This window comes from Streptomyces sp. NBC_01255, from assembly GCF_036226445.1.
GTDB lineage: Bacteria > Actinomycetota > Actinomycetes > Streptomycetales > Streptomycetaceae > Streptomyces.
Genome location: NZ_CP108474.1, coordinates 4,183,019 through 4,199,178, shown reverse-complemented (window position 1 = coordinate 4,199,178; position 16,160 = coordinate 4,183,019). Strand labels below are relative to the sequence as shown.

General features: G+C 72.9%; 16 protein-coding genes. 7 read left to right on the top strand and 9 right to left on the bottom strand.

All coding sequences use genetic code 11. The features are described from left to right. Positions 1-2: 2 nt before the first annotated feature. Entirely contained in the window at positions 3-2,282 is a 2,280-nt protein-coding gene (locus OG357_RS18630; protein WP_329622227.1) for an excinuclease ABC subunit UvrA, read from the bottom strand. A 112-nt stretch (positions 2,283-2,394) separates the two neighbouring features. Between OG357_RS18630 and OG357_RS18625 the strand changes: the two genes are divergently transcribed. Then, positions 2,395-3,183: a TetR/AcrR family transcriptional regulator gene (locus tag OG357_RS18625; RefSeq protein ID WP_443066696.1), complete on the top strand. Its 789-nt coding sequence runs from the start codon at positions 2,395-2,397 to the stop codon at positions 3,181-3,183. A 15-nt stretch (positions 3,184-3,198) separates the two neighbouring features. Here the strand turns inward: OG357_RS18625 and OG357_RS18620 are convergent, their stop codons facing one another. After that, entirely contained in the window at positions 3,199-3,849 is a 651-nt protein-coding gene (locus tag OG357_RS18620; RefSeq protein WP_329622225.1) for a TetR/AcrR family transcriptional regulator, read from the bottom strand. Positions 3,850-4,017: 168 nt separating this feature from the next. On the opposite strand from OG357_RS18620, the gene wrbA reads away from it, so the two are divergent. Next, positions 4,018-4,626 (top strand): NAD(P)H:quinone oxidoreductase, encoded by a 609-nt coding sequence (gene wrbA / locus OG357_RS18615; RefSeq protein WP_329622224.1) that lies wholly within the window; start codon positions 4,018-4,020, stop codon positions 4,624-4,626. A gap of 69 nt (positions 4,627-4,695) precedes the next feature. On the opposite strand, the gene OG357_RS18610 is transcribed toward wrbA, so the two are convergent. Beyond that, positions 4,696-4,983, bottom strand: coding sequence for a metal-sensitive transcriptional regulator (locus OG357_RS18610; protein ID WP_141299218.1), 288 nt, complete (start codon positions 4,981-4,983; stop codon positions 4,696-4,698). A 90-nt stretch (positions 4,984-5,073) separates the two neighbouring features. Between OG357_RS18610 and OG357_RS18605 the strand changes: the two genes are divergently transcribed. Continuing rightward, positions 5,074-5,664 carry a rhodanese-like domain-containing protein gene (locus OG357_RS18605; RefSeq protein WP_329622223.1) on the top strand — a complete coding sequence of 197 codons (591 nt, stop codon included), beginning with the start codon at positions 5,074-5,076 and terminating at the stop codon, positions 5,662-5,664. 24 nt (positions 5,665-5,688) lie between these two features. Here OG357_RS18605 and OG357_RS18600 read toward each other — a convergent pair whose 3' ends face one another. Next, positions 5,689-6,372: a TetR/AcrR family transcriptional regulator gene (locus OG357_RS18600; protein ID WP_329622222.1), complete on the bottom strand. Its 684-nt coding sequence runs from the start codon at positions 6,370-6,372 to the stop codon at positions 5,689-5,691. Positions 6,373-6,436: 64 nt separating this feature from the next. Here OG357_RS18600 and OG357_RS18595 point away from each other — a divergent pair, with 64 nt between their 5' ends. Then, positions 6,437-7,873, top strand: coding sequence for an MFS transporter (locus OG357_RS18595; protein WP_329622221.1), 1,437 nt, complete (start codon positions 6,437-6,439; stop codon positions 7,871-7,873). A gap of 21 nt (positions 7,874-7,894) precedes the next feature. On the opposite strand, the gene OG357_RS18590 is transcribed toward OG357_RS18595, so the two are convergent. After that, the gene (locus tag OG357_RS18590; protein ID WP_329622220.1) at positions 7,895-8,311 is read right to left on the bottom strand and encodes a YciI family protein; all 417 of its coding nucleotides are present in this window, start codon (positions 8,309-8,311) and stop codon (positions 7,895-7,897) included. A gap of 131 nt (positions 8,312-8,442) precedes the next feature. Between OG357_RS18590 and OG357_RS18585 the strand changes: the two genes are divergently transcribed. Then, positions 8,443-9,072, top strand: coding sequence for a MarC family protein (locus OG357_RS18585; RefSeq protein ID WP_329622219.1), 630 nt, complete (start codon positions 8,443-8,445; stop codon positions 9,070-9,072). A 10-nt stretch (positions 9,073-9,082) separates the two neighbouring features. Here OG357_RS18585 and OG357_RS18580 read toward each other — a convergent pair whose 3' ends face one another. Both OG357_RS18580 and OG357_RS18575 read right to left on the bottom strand, forming a co-directional pair. After that, positions 9,083-10,342, bottom strand: a complete 1,260-nt coding sequence (locus OG357_RS18580; protein ID WP_443066695.1) for a winged helix DNA-binding domain-containing protein — start codon at positions 10,340-10,342, stop codon at positions 9,083-9,085. 4 nt (positions 10,343-10,346) lie between these two features. Then, on the bottom strand, positions 10,347-11,159 hold the full coding sequence (locus tag OG357_RS18575) for an alpha/beta fold hydrolase (protein ID WP_329622217.1): 813 nt from the start codon (positions 11,157-11,159) through the stop codon (positions 10,347-10,349). A gap of 151 nt (positions 11,160-11,310) precedes the next feature. On the opposite strand from OG357_RS18575, the gene OG357_RS18570 reads away from it, so the two are divergent. After that, a complete protein-coding gene (locus tag OG357_RS18570; protein WP_329622216.1) occupies positions 11,311-12,162 on the top strand; it encodes a helix-turn-helix transcriptional regulator in 852 nt (283 codons plus the stop codon). Positions 12,163-12,232: 70 nt separating this feature from the next. Here the strand turns inward: OG357_RS18570 and OG357_RS18565 are convergent, their stop codons facing one another. Beyond that, positions 12,233-13,291 (bottom strand): aldo/keto reductase, encoded by a 1,059-nt coding sequence (locus OG357_RS18565; RefSeq protein ID WP_329622215.1) that lies wholly within the window; start codon positions 13,289-13,291, stop codon positions 12,233-12,235. 121 nt (positions 13,292-13,412) lie between these two features. Then, entirely contained in the window at positions 13,413-14,852 is a 1,440-nt protein-coding gene (locus OG357_RS18560) for an FAD/NAD(P)-binding protein (protein WP_329622214.1), read from the bottom strand. A gap of 195 nt (positions 14,853-15,047) precedes the next feature. Here OG357_RS18560 and OG357_RS18555 point away from each other — a divergent pair, with 195 nt between their 5' ends. Then, positions 15,048-16,154: a helix-turn-helix transcriptional regulator gene (locus OG357_RS18555; RefSeq protein ID WP_329622213.1), complete on the top strand. Its 1,107-nt coding sequence runs from the start codon at positions 15,048-15,050 to the stop codon at positions 16,152-16,154. Positions 16,155-16,160: the final 6 nt, after the last annotated feature.

Sequence of the window (16,160 nt, the reverse complement as noted above, 5' to 3'; positions counted from 1 at the left end):
GCTCAGCCGCCCACGTACTCCCGCAGGTGGCGGGCGGTCAGGGTGTCGCCCTTCTCGACGAGCCGGCCGGGGGTGCCCTCGAAGACGATGTGGCCGCCGTCGTGGCCCGCGCCCGGGCCGAGGTCGATCAGCCAGTCGGCGTGGGCCATGACCGCCTGGTGGTGCTCGATCACGACGACCGTGTTGCCGGCCTCGACGAGGCGGTCGAGGAGCGCGAGGAGCTGGTCGACGTCGGCCAGGTGGAGGCCGGTGGTGGGCTCGTCGAGGACGTAGACGGCGGCCTTCTCCGCCATGTGGATGGCGAGCTTGAGACGCTGGCGCTCGCCGCCGGAGAGGGTGTTGAGGGGCTGGCCGAGGCGGAGGTAGCCGAGGCCGACGTCCTTCAGCCGGCCGAGGATCGTGCGGGCCTGGCTCTTCGCCCCGAGGGCCGTGAAGAAGTCGTACGCCTCCTCGATCGACATCGACAGGACCTCGTGGATGTTCTTCCCGTCCAGCTCGTACGTGAGGACCTCGGCGGTGAACCGCTTGCCCTCGCACGCCTCGCAGACCGAGGCCACGCCCGCCGCGATCGCCAGGTCGGTGTAGACGAGCCCGAGGCCGTTGCAGTGCGGGCAGGCGCCTTCCGAGTTGGCGCTGAAGAGCGCCGCCTTGACGCCGTTGGCCTTGGCGAAGGCCGTACGGATCGGGGCGAGGAGCCCGGTGTACGTCGCCGGGTTCGAGCGGCGCGAGCCGCGGATGGGGGACTGGTCGGCGACGACGACCCCTGCGCGGCCCGGCAGGTTGCCGTGGATCAGGGAGGACTTGCCGGAGCCGGCCACGCCCGTGACGACGGTCAGGACCCCGGTGGGGATCTCGACGCTCACGTCCTTGAGGTTGTGCTGGTTCGCGCCCGTGATGGTGAGGGAGCCGGTCCCGGTCCGTACCTCGGGGCGGAGCTTCGCCCGGTGCGCGAGGTGGTCGCCGGTGAGGGTGCCGGAGCCGCGCAGGCCCGCCACGTTCCCGCTGTAGCAGATCTCGCCGCCCGCGGTCCCGGCGCGCGGCCCGAGGTCCACGACGTGGTCGGCGATCTCGACGACCTCGGGCTTGTGCTCGACGACGAGGACGGTGTTGCCCTTGTCGCGCAGGCGGAGGAGCAGGTCGTTCATCCGCTGGATGTCGTGCGGGTGGAGCCCGGTGGTCGGCTCGTCGAAGACGTACGTGACGTCGGTGAGGGGCGAGCCGAGGTGGCGGACCATCTTCACGCGCTGGGCCTCGCCGCCGGAGAGCGTGCCGGAGGACCGGTCGAGGGAGAGGTAGCCGAGGCCGATCTCGACGAGCGAGTCGAGCAGTTCGCGGAGGCTCGCGAGGAGCGGGGCGACCGAGGGGTCCTCGATCTTCCGGATGAACGCGGCGAGGTCGCTGATCTGCATCGCCGAGCACTCGGCGATGTTGACCCCCTCGATACGGGAGGACAGCGCGGCCCGGGTGAGCCGGGTGCCCTCGCACTCGGGGCAGGTGCGGAAGACGACGGCCCGGTCGACGAAGGCGCGGATGTGGGCCTGCATGGACTCGCGGTCCTTGGAGAGGACCGTGCGCTGGAGCTTCACCACGAGGCCCTCGTAGGTGAAGTTGTTGCTGCCGACCTTCACCTTGCAGGACGGCTTGTGGAGGAAGTCCTCCCACTCCTGCTCGGTGAAGTCCGCGAGCTTCTTGTCGGGGTCGAAGAAACCGGAGTGGGCGATGATCTGCCACATCCAGGAGTCGACGGCGTAGCCCGGCACGGTGAGGGCGCCCTCGTTGAGGGACTTCGTGCGGTCGACGAGCTCGTCGACGTCGATGTCGGAGACCTGGCCGACGCCCTCGCAGCGCGGGCACATGCCCTCGGGCAGGTTGAAGGAGAAGGCGCCCGAGGTGCCGACGTGCGGGGTGCCGAGGCGGCTGAAGACGATCCGCAGCATCGTGTACGCGTCGGTGGCGGTGCCCACGGTGGAGCGGGAGTTGGCGCCCATCCGCTCCTGGTCGACGACGATCGCCGCGCTCAGGTTGTGCAGGCCGTCGACGTCCGGGCGGGACAGGGACGGCATGAAGGACTGGAGGAAGGCGCTGTAGGTCTCGTTGATCAGGCGCTGCGACTCGGCGGCGATGGTGCCGAAGACGAGCGAGGACTTCCCGGAGCCCGAGACCCCGGTGAAGACGGTGAGGCGGCGCTTGGGGAGGTCGACGTCGACGTTCTTGAGGTTGTTCTCCCGGGCCCCGCGGACCTGGATGACGTGGTGGCTGTCCGCTGCGACGGGGTGGTTCATGCGTATGCCCTCCGGCGATCGTCCCATGGCTCTCCGATGCTCTCCGGACAGGTTACTCTATACAGCGTACAAAGTTAGGGAAAACAGTTACTGACCTGCGAGAATGGCCGTCATGACGGAGACGAAGGGGAAGAGCCGCAGCGGCGCCGGCGACCCGGCGCGCACCCTGGAGCTGCTGTGGCGCGAGGCCCTGCCGGGGGCCCCGGCAGGGCGGCGCGGCCCCCGGCAGGGCCTGACGGTCGACGCGGTGGTCGACACGGCCCTCGGCCTCGCCGACGGCGGCGGGCTCGACGCGGTGACCATGCGCGCGGTCGCCCAGCGCCTCGGCGTGACCCCCATGACGCTCTACACGTACGTCCCCGGCAAGGCCGAGCTGATCGACCTCATGCTGGACGCCGCCTTCCTCCGGATGGACCGGCCGCCGTTCGCCCCGGAGGAGCCCTGGCGGGCCAGGGTGACGGCGGTCGCCGACGCGAACCGGGCGCTGCATCTGCGCCACCCCTGGCTGGTCGACCTGCGGGTCGTGCGCGCCCCGCTGGGGCCCGGGGTGATGGCCAAGTACGAGTACGAGCTCGGGGCCTTCGAGGGGCTCGGGCTCGACGACGTGGCGCGGGACTCGGCGCTGACGTACCTCCTCGGCTCCGTCCAGGCGAGCGCGAGGGCGGAGCTGGACGCGCGGGCCGTGGAGCGGGAGAGCGCGATGTCCGACGCGGAGTGGTGGGACACCCACGAGCCGCTGCTGGCCCGGGTCTTCGACGAGGCCAGGTTCCCGCTGGCGGCGCGGGTGGGGGAGGCGTCGGCGATCGCGTACGACGGCGTGTACGACGCGGAGCACGCGTACGCCTTCGGGCTCGCGCGGACGCTGGACGGCTTGGCGGCGCTGGGCGGGCCCGGAGCCTGATCGCCGGGTGCTGCCTCAGCCCCGCAGGGTCAGCAGCTCCCGCACGCCCGCCTTCAAGCGCTCGCCCGACAGCTCCTGCTCGACCGTCAGATGGTGCATGACGTCCGGCGAGAACGCCGCGAGCGTCAGGTGCGCGAGCAGGGCGGCGTCGGAGCCGGGCCTCAACTCGCCGATGAGCAGGGTCACATGGGTGTGCATCACCCGGTACGCGCCGCTGTGGTAGCGGGCGCGGGGCGCGGCGGAGTGGGCGGCGAGCAGGATCTCGCGCTGCTCGCCGACCCGGTCGACGAGCGCGTCGAGGAAGGCGTCGAGCCGCTCGGCGGCGGGAGCGCCGGGCCCGAGCGGCGGCGGGCCGCTCATGTACGCCTCCTGGAACTGGCGCTCGCGGTCGTCGAGCAGGGCCCACAGGAGCTGGGAGACGTCGCCGAAGCGGCGGTAGACGGTGCCGACGCCGATGCCGCTGGCGTGGGCGACCTGGTTCATGGTGACGGCGTCGGGGCCGTCCTCGGCGACGATCCGGGCGGCCGCGTCGAGGATCTTCCGCCGGTTGCGGGCGGCGTCGGCGCGCTCGGGGGCGGGGCTGCCGCCGCCGGTGGGGAGCAGGCTGAGCATCGGCGCGGCGGGCGCCGCGGCCGTGTCCCCGGCCCGCGGTTCTCTCGTGCTCATCTGCCGACTCCTGTCCTTCGTCCGTTCGCCCGTGCTCGCCCGCGTGTGCTCGCGTCCCCCTCGATCGCTCCTCGATGTGAGCATACCCGCTGCCCTTGCAAAGCGGATAGTCATCCGTTTAACCTCGGAGCATCGAAGCGGAAAGTAATCCGGTTGAGGGAGTTCGTCATGTCCGTCAAGGTCGCCGTCATCTACTACTCGTCCACAGGCGCCGTCCATCAGCTCGCCCAGGCCGTCGCCGAGGGCGCCTCGAAGGCCGGCGCCTACGTGCGCCTGCGCAGGGTGCCCGAGCTCGCCCCGGACGCCGCGATCGACGCGAACCCGGCCTGGCGTGCGCATGTCGACGCCACCGCTGACGTGGAGACCGCCACGCTGGACGACCTGGAGTGGGCCGACGCGTACGCGCTGGGTTCCCCGACCCGCTTCGGAAACGTCGCCGCCCAGCTCAAGCAGTACGTCGACACCTCGGGCGGTCTGTGGCAGCGCGGCGTCATGGCGGACAAGCCCGCGACCGCCTTCACCAGCGCCCACAACGTCCACGGCGGCAACGAGTCGACGCTGCTCGCGCTCTACAACACCTTCCACCACTGGGGCTCGGTCATCGTCTCGCCCGGCTTCACCGACCCGAGCGTCTACGCGGCCGGCGGCAACCCCTACGGCACCTCGCACCCCGGCGCCAACGGCGCCCCGGAGGAGAGCGTCCTCCAGGCCGCCCGCTACCAGGGCGCGCGTCTGACGCGGATCGCGAAGCGCCTGAAGGGCCTCGCGGACGACTGAGGCGCGAGATCCCGAAACGCCGAGCACCCCCGGGGACATCCCCGGGGGTGCTCGGCGTTTCTGCGCCCCTCAGGCCAGCGACAGGAAGAGCTTCTCCAGGCGCGCCCGCATGGCATCGCGGTCCTCGCCGTTCTTCCGGCCGTCCTCGATGTCGGTCAGGCACTGCTGGAGTCCGGTCGCGATGATCGCGAACCCGGCCCGGTCGAGGGCGCGGGAGGCGGCGGCGAGCTGGGTCACGACCTCCTCGCAGTCCCGTCCCTCCTCGATCATCCGGATCACGCCGGCGATCTGGCCCTGGGCCCGGCGCAGCCGGTTCAGTACCGCCTTGAGCTCCGCGCCCGCGAGATCGAGTTCCACGACTACTCCTCCACAGATACCCCAGGGGGTAATTTACTCCCCAGCACGGGGCTAGGGCCCGTCCGCCGAAGACCAAGGATGACACCTGCCATGAACGAACCCCTCTCGCTCGACGCCGACCAGGCCCGTGAGCGGCTGGCCGAGCTGACCGTCGTCGACGTGCGGACACCCGGCGAGTACGCCTCCGGGCACGTTCCCGGGGCCCTCAACGTCCCGCTCGACCGGCTCGGCCGGGCCGTGCCCGAGCTCCGGGAGGCGGCGGCCCGCGGCGGGCTGCTCGTCGTGTGCCAGTCGGGCGGCCGCTCGGCCGACGCCTGCGCCCGGCTCGCCGCGCACGGCGTCGCCGCGATCGACCTCGCGGGCGGTACGAGCGGCTGGGCGGCCCGCGGGCACGGCCTCGACCGCCCGGTGGGCGCCCCGGCGAAGCCGGTCTGGGCGATGGACCGGCAGGTCAGGCTCGTGGCGGGCTCGCTCGTCCTGCTCGGCCTCGCACTGGGTCTCCTCGTCCACCCCGCGTTCCAGCTGCTCTCGGCGGGCGTCGCGGGCGGGCTCGTCTTCTCGGCGCTCACCGACACCTGCGGCATGGCGCTGATGCTCGGGAAGCTCCCGTACAACCGCGCGGCGAAGAACGGCGGGCCGACCCTCGACGCGACGCTCGCACGCCTGCGTCAGGAGGCGTAGCGACGCGTCTGCCGGCCGGCCGTCTCAGGCGGCGTAACGCCGGAGGAACATCTCGACCCCGTCCGTGACGAGCCGCTCGCTCAGCTCCTCGGCGAGCTCCGTCCCGTACTGCTCGAAGACCATCTGCGGGAAGACGAGCAGCGAGTAGAGCTGGAGGACCGCGACCTCCAGGTCGGGGATCTCCAGGAGGCCCCGGTCGGCGAGGGTGCGCAGCGCGTCGGCGACGGCGGGGTGGTGGCCGGCCGGGCCGTGGGCGCGCCAGGCGCGGCCCAGCTCGGGGAAGCGGTGGAGTTCGGTGGCGACGAGGGTGCGCAGCGCGCGGCCCTCGTCGTCGGCGCGTACGGCCCGGGCCCAGGCGCGGCCGGCGTCGGTGAGGGCGGCCTTGAGCGCGTCGGGCCCCTCGGCGGCGACGAGCAGCGCGAGGTCCGGCCCTTCCGCCTCCTCCCCTCCGGCCAGGGGCTCGTCGAGGGCGCCGGCGACGACGGCGGTGAAGAGCGCTTCCTTGCTGCCGAAGTGGTTGTAGACGGTGACCTTGGAGACGCCCGCCTCGGCGGCGATGGCGTCCATGCCGACGCCGAAGCCCTCGCGGAGGAAGAGATCGCGGGCGGCCCGCACGACGGCCTGGCGCTTGCGGGCGGCGCGGGGGCCGCTGGGTGCGGGCCTGGGTGCGGCGACGGCGGCGGGAACGTCCGGGGGCTGCGCGTTCATACCCGTCACCCTACAACCGAACTGTACCGTTGAGTTCAACTGTACTGTGCCGTACAGTTCAGTTATGAAGCCTCAGCTCGACGCGCCGGCCCACACCCATGCCCACCCGCAACCCCACCCACGCCGCTGGACGGCCCTCGCGCTGATCTGCGCGGCCCAGTTCATGCTGATCCTCGACGTCACCGTCGTGAACCTCGCCCTGCCCGCCCTCTCCGCCGACCTCGACCTGGGGCGCACCGCCCTGACCTGGGTGGTCACCGCGTACACCCTCTGCTTCGGCGGACTCATGCTCCTCGGCGGCCGGCTCGCCGACGCCCTCGGCGCCCGCCGCGTCCTCCTGACCGGCCTCGCGCTCTTCACGACCGCCTCCCTGGTCTGCGGCCTCGCCGCGAACGCCCCCGTCCTGCTCGGCGGCCGCATCGCCCAGGGCATCGGCGCCGCGCTCCTCTCCCCGGCCGCGCTCGCCCTCGTCACGACCGCCTTCCACGGCGCCGAGCGGGCCAAGGCCCTCGGAGCCTGGGCGGCGATCGGCGGCACCGGCTCGGCCGTGGGCGTCCTGCTCGGCGGAGCCCTCACCGAGGGCCCGGGCTGGCCCTGGATCTTCTACGTCAACGTCCCGGTGGGCCTGGCCCTCCTCGCCACCCTCCCGAAGGTCCTCCCGGACAACAGGCCCGGGCGCACGAACGCCCGCCTGGACGCCCCCGGCGCACTCCTCGTGACCACCGCCACCGGCGCGCTCGTCTACGGCCTCGTCCAGGCGGGCGACTCCGGCTGGGCCTCCGCCGCGACCCTGCTGCCGCTGCTCGGCGCGCTCGCGCTCTACGGGATCTTCGTCGCGGTCGAGCGGGCGAGCGCCGCCCCGCTGATGGACCTCAGGATGCTGACGCGGCGCCCGGTCGTCGCGGGCTCCCTGCTCATGCTGGTCGCGACCGCGCTCCTGATCTCCTTCTTCTTCCTGGGCTCGATGCAGCTCCAGCACGTGTACGGCCTCGGGGCCTTCCGCACCGGACTGCTCTTCCTCCCGATCGCCCTCACGACCGCGATCGGCGCCCACCTGGGCTCGCGCCTCGTGACGACGGCGGGCCCGCGCGCCTGCGCCACCGGCGGCCTGGCCCTGGCGGCCCTGGGCTGCCTGCCGCTGACCTTCCTGACCCCCGGCGCCAACCCCTGGGCGACCCTCCTGCCCGCCCTCGCCACGGCGTCCTTCGGCCTCGGCGCGGTCTTCGTCGCGGCGACCACGACGTCCCTCGGCCTGATCGCCCCGCACGAGGCCGGCCTCGCCTCCGGCATCGTCAACACCTTCCACGAGGTCGGCGGCTCCATCGGCGTCGCCGCCGTCTCCACCCTGGCCCTCACCGCCACCACGGACCCGACGCCGACGGGCTTCACGGCGGCCTTCACCCTCTGCACGGCCACAGCGGCCACAGCGGCCCTGACGGCCCCCTTCCTCATCCCCCGCGGCACCCCCCGCCACACGGGCGGCCCCCACGGGGTGCACTGAGGAAAGGGCGCCTCGGCGAGCTCAGTCCTGACTCGGACCGGACTCGTCGACGGGGCGGATCACCACCGCGTACTCCGGGGAGCCGGCCGGGGCGGGGCAGCGGGCCACCTGGGCGGCGATCTCCGTGACGCGGTCCAGGGAGGCGCAGTCGAGGAGCCAGTAGCCCGCGAGGACCTCCTTGGTCTCCGCGTACGGGCCGTCCGTGACGACCGGCCTGCCCTCGCCGTCCACCGTCACGAAGCGAGTCGTGGCCGGGGCGGCGAGGCCCTGGCCGTCGAGCATCTCGCCCCTGGCGGTCAGCTCGGTGTTGATCGCGTTCATGTGCTCGAACATCGCCTTGAGGTCCGCCTTGTCCCAGGCAGGGCTCCCGGCGGAGCCGCGGCCCACCATCGCCTCGTAGTCGATCTGCGAGCCCTGCACCATCACCAGGTACTTCATGACGTCCTCCTCACATCCGTGGCCGGTTCTGCCTCTCGCAGGAGAATCGGAGCCGACGGGCGATTCTCGACACCGCGCGGGCAAAGGCCGGAAAGACGGGAGAAATCACCCGGCCGTCCCATGATTCCAGGGTGCACGCACTCAGCTTCTCCACCGCCTTCATCGCCTTCTTCTCCGTCGTCGGCCCGCCCAAGGTGCTCCTGTCGTTCGCCGGGCTCGCCCAGATCCACCCCGCCCGCCAGCTGCGCTCCATCGCCCTCGTCTCCTCGGGTCTGGCCGTCCTCGTCGGTCTGGGCACCGGCATCACGGCCCCGTGGCTGCTCGAGCTCTTCCACATCAGCACGCCCGCGCTCATGCTCGCGGGCGGCATCATCTTCTTCCTCTACGCCCTCGGACTCGTCCTCGGCCTCCACATCGGACCCGTCAGCACGCACCGGGACTCCCCGGACCTGGTCAGCGGAGTGCGCGAGTTGCTCACGCCGTACGTCGTGAGCCCGCTCGCCATGACGGCGATCCTCATCGGAGGCGCCTCCGGGGACTCCTTCGGCTGGCGCTCGACCGTCGTCCTCGCGTACGCGGCGGTCATCGCCCTCGACCTGGCCTGCGTGCTGCTCCTCGCCGGCGTCCTGCGGCGCGCCCAGGGCACCACCATCGAGCTCCTCGGCCGGCTCCTGGGCCTGCTGCTCGCCGCGGTCGGCGTCGACCTCGTCCTCAACGGCCTCGCCGAGCTGGGGGTCCCCGGCCTCGGCGAGAGCGAGTAGGTGCCGGTGATCAGGGCGCGGCGAGCTCCCGTTCCAGCGGGGTGCGGAACCGGGGCGTCACCCGTACGTCCCCCACCCAGGCCGCCAGTCGCGCCGCCTCCACCCCGATCGCCCGCACCGCGTCCCCGCCCACGTCGGTCAGGAGCCGGTGGACGATCCCGCCGTCCGGCCGCTGCGCCCAGACGCCGACGATCCGGCCGTCCCACCACACCGTCGGCGCGATGTTCCCGCTGCGGTCGTACAGCGCGGCCCGGTGGCCGGGGTCCTGGTACCAGTCCCGGCCCTGCCAGCCCATCGCCGTCGGGTCGAGCGCGGGCAGCAGCGCCGCCCACGGCTCCGGCGCCGGTACGGGGTCGAGGTCGTCCGGCAGGACGAAACCCGTCCCCCCGGCCCCAGCCCCGGCCCCAGCCCCAGCCCCAGCCCCAGCCCTGTCCCCGTCCCCGTCCCCGGCCAGCGTCACCGCCACCGCCCCGACCGCGGCGAGCGCCGCGCGCACGTCCGTGACCTTCCACCCCGTCCACCACTTCAGATCCGCCTCGGTCGCCGGCCCGCAGGCCGCCAGCCAGCGCCCGATCAGCTCGGCCCGCGCCTCCGCCGCCGGCACCGGCGGGTGCTCCTCCGCGAGCGCCCAGCGGAAACGGCTCGACGTCCACGTCCCCTGCGGCCGCCCCCGGACGATCCGGCCCTCCATGCCGAGGACCCGCAGCACCCGGCTCGCGACGGACTGGACGCCCTCCTGACGGGTGCCCGGCCCGTACACGAACGTCTCCCGCAACCTCGGTACGGCCGCGCCCAGTTCGGTGCCGGCCGCCTCCCCGCGTACGGCCAGCTCGGCCAGGACCAGCCGCTCCGTCTCCGCCAGCCAGGCCTCGTCGAAGGAGCTCCCCTCCGCCAAGTGGCGGACGAGCACCGTCCGTTCACGCACGGCGGCCGGGCGGGTCGTCGAGGACTGCACGGCGGGCGCGAGAGAGGACGGGAAGACGAAGACCGTGTGCCGCATGCCGTGCATCCGGATCAGGGACCGTTCCTCGTACAGTGCCCGCTCGGCCGACGCGACCGGCCCTTCGCCGCCCGCCAGCCGCGCCCCCATCGCGAGGAACACGCTCGCCGGATCCGTGCCGTGCAGCGCCACCAAGGAGTCCCCGACCTCCTCCGCCGTCGCCGCCCGCGCGGCCCCGGCCAGCCGGTGCCGGACCGCGAGCCGGGCCCTGCGCTCGGCGTCGTCGATCGTTCTCGTACGCGTATTTGTCTCACCCATGCCTCCCAGCATGGCTTCAGACGCGGACCGAACCGACGAGGGAACCGAGGAAATCCGTCACCGTCCTCACGAACTCGTCCTCCTTCTCGAAGAAGACGACATGCCCGGCGTCGATCTCCGCGTACGAGCTGCCGCCGATCGCCGCGTGCAGCGCCCGGCTGTTCTCCACGGGTGCGGTCGCGTCCTGCGTGCAGCCCACGACCAGCGTCTCCGCCGTGATCCGGGGCAGCAGCTCCCGGATGTCGACCTCCAGGTCGAGCGCCACGTGCCGCAGGGTGCCGGGGGTGGGCGGCAGGTTCGGGATCAGCGCCTCGACGCCCTCGCGGCCGATGCCGTTGAGGAAACCACGGCTGAACCCCGTCATCGTCACGCTCCGCCCGAAGCCCGCCGGGTCGTACGTACCGAGCCGCTGCCACAGCGTGAACAGGTTCCGCAGGTACTCGTCGCCGTCCGTGTACGCCCAACCCGCCACCAGGACCAGCTTGTTCACCAGGTCGGGGCGGAGCGCTGCGACGGTCGCCGAGATCGGGGAACCCATCGAGAAACCGAGCAGATCGACCGGCCCGGTGCCGGCCGCCTCGATCACCGCGATCACCTGCGCGGCGAGCGCCTCGACGGTCAGCGGCCCGCCGTCGTCGACGGTCCGGTCGGCGCCGGACAGGTCCAGGGTGACGACCGTACGGTCGCCGGTGAAGCGGGGCGCGGTCCGACCCCAGTTGACGGCGGCGCCGCCCGAACCGGTGCCGTGGACGAGGAGAAGGGCGGGACCGGCGCCCGAGCCCTCGACGTCGTAGTGGACGCGGGCGGTGCCGACGGTGACGGTGGCCATGATCGCTGCTCCCGGTGGAAGGGGGTGAGTGGCTGACACCGAGGACTCTGCCGACCGCCGGGAACGGGCGGGAGAGCCCTTCCGACCCTGGGATCGCCAGTCCCTGGATACGGCCTGGATGGGCAGGCACCCCTCCGGCAGGATGATCCACATGACGACGATCGACCGCCGCGAACTCGCCGACTTCCTGCGCCGCTCCCGCGACCGGGTCCGCCCGCAGGACGCGGGCCTCCCGGCCGGCCCCCGCCGCCGTACGCCCGGGCTGCGCCGCGAAGAGGTCGCCCAGCTCGCCGGCATGTCGGCCGACTACTACATCCGCCTGGAGCAGGCCCGCGGCCCGCAGCCCTCGCCCCAGATGCTGGCCGCGCTCGCCCGCGCGCTGCGCCTCGACACCGACGGGCGGGACCACCTCCACCTTCTCGCCGGCCACCGCCCGCCCGCCGGGCCCACCGTCGGCGACCACGTCTCACCCGGCCTCCTGCACCTCCTGGACCAGCTGGACACGACCCCGGCGCAGGTCCTGAGCGACCTCGGGGACGTCCTCGCCCAGAACGCGATGGCCCGCGCCCTGCTCGGCGGCGTGTGCACGGTGTCCGAGCACGGGCGGAACGTCGTGTGGCGCTGGTTCGCCGACCCCGAGGCCCGTACGGCGTACCCGGCCGAGGAGCACGCGTACTACAGCCGCCTCCACGTCGCCGACCTGCGCGCGGCCGTCGGCCGCCGCTCCGGCGACCCGGCGTGCGTCCGTCTGGTGGAGCGACTGCGCGGGGCGAGCGAGGAGTTCGCGGAGCTGTGGGCGCGGCACGAGGTGGGGGTCCGGCGGCACAGCCGGATGCGGGTCGTGCACGCGGTGATCGGCCCCGTGGACCTGGACTGCCAGGTGCTGCTGGCCCCGGAGGGCGAGCAGCGGCTCGTGATCCACACGCCGCCGCCGGGCACGGACGCGGGGGAGCGGCTGGCGCTGCTCAGGGTGGTGGGCGGGGAGCAGTTCGCGCCGGCGTAGGAAACGGCGGGCGCGCGACGCACCCCGTGACCCACGCCGCCGCACTCCCCGCCCCGCGCACTCGACCGACTCAGCCCGCCGCGCGCTCCTCCAACGGCCGTCGCCGCAGAGCCGGTTCGGTGAGGGCGCGGGGGCGCCAGACGCCGTCCGGCGGGTAGAGGTTCGTCCCCGGCGGCACGATCGTGTCGATCCGGTCCAGGACCTCGTCCGTGAGCACGACCGGCGCACCCTTCAGCAGCCCCTCCAACTGCTCCATCGTGCGCGGCCCGATGATCACGGAGGTCACGGCCGGGTGCGCGGTCACGAAGGCCAGGGCCAGCTCGGGCAGGCTGCACCCGATCTCGTCCGCGAGCGCGACGAGCTCCTCGACGGCGTCGAGCTTGGCGGCGTTGACGGGCAGCGACGGGTCGAAGCGGTGCGGGGTGAGCGCGGCCCGCCCGCTGGTCAGGTCGATCGGCGCGCCCTTGCGGTACCGGCCGGTGAGGAAGCCGGACGCGAGCGGGCTCCAGGTCAGCACCCCCATCCCGTACCGCTGGGCCACGGGCAGCACGGATGCCTCCACGCCCCGCGCGAGCAGCGAGTAGGGCGGCTGCTCGGAGCGGAAGCGGCGCAGCCCGCGCCGCTCGGCGACGGCGTGCGCCTCGACGATCTCCTCGGCGGGGAAGGTGGAGCAGCCGAACGCCCGGATCTTCCCCTGGGTGACGAGGTCGCCGAGGACGTCGAGGGTCTCCTCGATGTCCGTACGGGGGTCGGGCCGGTGGACCTGATAGAGGTCGATCCAGTCGGTCTGGAGCCGCCGCAGGCTGTTCTCGACGGCGAGGGTGATCCAACGACGGGACGAGCCGCCCTTGTTGGGGCCCTCGCCGCCCATCGGGAAGTACACCTTGGTGGCGAGGACGGTCTCCTCGCGGCGCCGGGGGTCGCGCAGGGCCTTGCCGACGATCTCCTCGGACTCGCCGGCGGAGTACATGTCGGCGGTGTCCACGAAGTTGATGCCCTGGTCGAGGGCGGCATGGATGATCCGTACGGAGTCCTCGTGGTCCGGATTGCCGACGGCCCCGAACATCATGGTGCCGAGGCAGTAGGTGCTGACGTCGATCCCGGTCCCGCCGAGTGTTCGATAGCGCATGCGCCGCACTCTAGGAATTGGAGTGCACTCGAAGGCAAGACCTGACCGGCCCCAGGCCAGGCCCCAGGCCAGGTCTCAGCCCAGGCCTTCGTCCCTCAGTCCCAGCGGCGTGAGTGGCCGGTCAAGGCGTGGCTCCTCCATCGCCGGCCGCGACGATCGTCTGCGCGGCCCGTGCCGCTTGGGCCGCTATGCCCGCGATGCTGGACGTGATGAACGGACCGCCCCCGGCGAGGTCTCCCACCACGTGCAGGCGCGGGTCGGCCGGAACCAGCCCACCGGCCGGGTGCAGCTCGGCGGAGCCGTCGGCCAGCAAGGCCGCGACCAACTGCCCGGCCCCCCGAGGGATCGCCCGCGGTGGCGGGTTCACGGCGTTGACGACGGCGTCGAACGTAGTTTCGCCCTCGTCGCGGCCTACCCGGAACACCCCGTCCGCCGCCTCGATCTTGCGGACGCCCGCGGCGACGGAGAGTTGCCCGGAGTCCAACAGCCGCATCATGGTGGCGGCGTTCACCGGGACCATCGGTGAGGCCACGCTCGTCGCCGTGCGGAAGTGGCGCCGCAGCCGCATACGGTCGGGCTCGGGCAGCAGCCGCCACACGTACGGGCCGACGCTGTGCGCTGTCTCCTGGAGGACCCGGCGGCCGATCCTGTAGTCGTCGATGGCGTCCAGTTGCGCCCGCAGGCGCCGGACCGGATCTTCGGTCGTGGTCGCCAGCAGATCGGCCACGAAGGCATCGAAGTCCTCTCCGGTCTCGGCCAGTTCGGCCCGCAGCAGCCCGATGAGGTCCTCAAGGGTGACGACACCGTGCTGCCGGTGCAGTGCCGCCACCCGCTCGGCGGTCACGTGCTGCGGCCGGTGCTCGACCGGGCGCTGCCAGACGTGGGGCAGCACACCACTGCGGGACAGCAGCGTGATCGGCCCGGTGTGCCCGCGCGCGGCGAGCGACACGACGACGTCGACCGCGGTCAGACCGCTCCCGATGACCGCGACGTTGCTGCCGGGCGGGACCCGGTCGAGGTTGCGGGCCAGCGGGTACGGATCGTCGACGAAACCGGAGGCGCCGCCGAGACCGTAGTGGTCTTGCGGCGTCCCCCCGCCCACGCACAAGGCCACGTGGTCGGCCTCGTGCCCACGTCCGTCCTCGGTGCGGAGCGACCAGACGGCCCCGGACCGGGCTGCCCCGATGACGCGGGCGGTGACGACCCGCACCCGCCGGCCGGCTTCGCGCAGGGTGTCCAACGCCGTCTCCGCGGTGTGTGCCAGGTACTCGCCGTAGAGCGCGCGCGGAACCAGCGGCCGGCCCAGCCGTTCGTCGAGGTGAGCCGGGGCACGCGTGCCCAGCCAGGCCGCGTAGTGCCCGAAGTCCAGGTGGCGGATCGACATGATGGCCGGTGGTGCGTTGACCAGCACCGTGTCCAGGTCAGGGCCGTACGGGCGGCCTCGCCAAAGATGCGGGGATGGCTCGAACACCGTGATGGCCCCAGGGCTGTCGGCGGTGGCCGCCAGGCTGTCCAGCAGACCGACCGCGGCAGCACCCGCTCCGACGATGGCGATGTCCATGTGCTTCGTCCTTCCTTTCACGTTCCGGGCTGCCGCCGAAAGAACCGCGGCCTCGTCGAGACTCGCCGCCCCCAGTGCGGAGCCCCATCCCCCGCGAGGGGTGACCGGTGGGAAATAACCCCCTCAAACGGGGGGTTGGTGCCGGACGGGAGGGCGGGAAGGCTGGCCTGCGTCCAGACCACGGGAGGGATCTCCATGTCCGATGCGCGCCGCCAGGCCGAGGTGCTGTCAGGTCACGCCAAGGTGCTGTCGGACGCCGATCGGGCCACCGACACACGCGAACTCTTCAGCAGGGTGTCCGCCAAGCTGTGTCGGATCGTTCCGTTCGACTCGGCCGTCTGGGCGGCCACCGACCCGGAAACCGGTCTCATCACCGCGCCGATGCTGGTGGAGAACCTCGGCTCCGGCGAGGGCTGCGCCGAGTACTGGGAAAGTGAACTCCTGGAGGAGAACGTCCTCCCGTTTCGGGACCTCGCCCGCGCCGCCGTCCCAGTGGCCGGTCTGCGTGCGGCCACCGGCGACCTGCCCGCGCGCAGCGCGCGCTTCCGCCGGCTCCTCGGGAGCCAGGGCGTGGACGACGAGCTACGGGCCGTGCTGCGGGTCGGCGACCGGCCCTGGGCCGTGGTGAGCCTGTTCCGCATGGGCGGTGGCGCCCCGTTCGGACCGGCCGAGACCACACTGCTCGCCGGTCTGTCCGCTCCGCTGGCCTCCCGGGTGCGCCGGTTCGCCCGCCCGTCCGCGTCCGGCGGCGGATCCGACGCGCCCGCGCCCGGACTGGTGCTCTTCGATCCCTCCGGCGAGCCGACGTCGATCAACGAAGAGGCACGGCAGTACCTCTCGCAACTGCCTGAAGGCCCCTACATCCCCTCGCAGTTGGGCCTGAGGCTCCCGATCTGGGTGGTCGCCACCGCACTGCAGGCACGGGCGATCGCCCGGGGCCGCGACCGGGCGGGCGGCGCGAGGACGCGCATCCGGACCGTCGACGGCCGCTGGCTGACCTGCCACGCCTCCTGTCTCAGCGGCCCCGCTGGACGACCCGGTCCCGTGGCACTCGTCATCGAGCCGGCGGCCGCCACCGACCGGGCGGTCCTCATCGCCGAGGCGTACGGCCTGACGCCGCGCGAGCTGGAGATCACCCAGCTCATCGCGCGCGGGCTGCCCACCGCTGAGATCGCCGCGACACTGTTCATCTCCCCGCACACCGTGCGGGACCATCTCAAGGCCGTCTTCGGCAAGGCGGAGGTGTCCAGCCGGGGCGAACTCGTCGCACGACTCTTCGGCGAGCACTACCGGACCGTGTGAGGTGCC

What these genes read in the sequence shown, in the direction of transcription:
- OG357_RS18630 (WP_329622227.1), bottom strand. Translation starts at nt 2,282, where the DNA reads ATGAACCACCCCGTCGCAGCGGACAGCCACCACGTCATCCAGGTCCGC.
- OG357_RS18625 (WP_443066696.1), top strand. Translation starts at nt 2,395, where the DNA reads ATGACGGAGACGAAGGGGAAGAGCCGCAGCGGCGCCGGCGACCCGGCG.
- OG357_RS18620 (WP_329622225.1), bottom strand. Translation starts at nt 3,849, where the DNA reads ATGAGCACGAGAGAACCGCGGGCCGGGGACACGGCCGCGGCGCCCGCC.
- wrbA (WP_329622224.1), top strand. Translation starts at nt 4,018, where the DNA reads ATGTCCGTCAAGGTCGCCGTCATCTACTACTCGTCCACAGGCGCCGTC.
- OG357_RS18605 (WP_329622223.1), top strand. Translation starts at nt 5,074, where the DNA reads ATGAACGAACCCCTCTCGCTCGACGCCGACCAGGCCCGTGAGCGGCTG.
- OG357_RS18600 (WP_329622222.1), bottom strand. Translation starts at nt 6,372, where the DNA reads ATGAACGCGCAGCCCCCGGACGTTCCCGCCGCCGTCGCCGCACCCAGG.
- OG357_RS18595 (WP_329622221.1), top strand. Translation starts at nt 6,437, where the DNA reads ATGAAGCCTCAGCTCGACGCGCCGGCCCACACCCATGCCCACCCGCAA.
- OG357_RS18590 (WP_329622220.1), bottom strand. Translation starts at nt 8,311, where the DNA reads ATGAAGTACCTGGTGATGGTGCAGGGCTCGCAGATCGACTACGAGGCG.
- OG357_RS18580 (WP_443066695.1), bottom strand. Translation starts at nt 10,342, where the DNA reads ATGCTGGGAGGCATGGGTGAGACAAATACGCGTACGAGAACGATCGAC.
- OG357_RS18575 (WP_329622217.1), bottom strand. Translation starts at nt 11,159, where the DNA reads ATGGCCACCGTCACCGTCGGCACCGCCCGCGTCCACTACGACGTCGAG.
- OG357_RS18570 (WP_329622216.1), top strand. Translation starts at nt 11,311, where the DNA reads ATGACGACGATCGACCGCCGCGAACTCGCCGACTTCCTGCGCCGCTCC.
- OG357_RS18565 (WP_329622215.1), bottom strand. Translation starts at nt 13,291, where the DNA reads ATGCGCTATCGAACACTCGGCGGGACCGGGATCGACGTCAGCACCTAC.
- OG357_RS18560 (WP_329622214.1), bottom strand. Translation starts at nt 14,852, where the DNA reads ATGGACATCGCCATCGTCGGAGCGGGTGCTGCCGCGGTCGGTCTGCTG.
- OG357_RS18555 (WP_329622213.1), top strand. Translation starts at nt 15,048, where the DNA reads ATGTCCGATGCGCGCCGCCAGGCCGAGGTGCTGTCAGGTCACGCCAAG.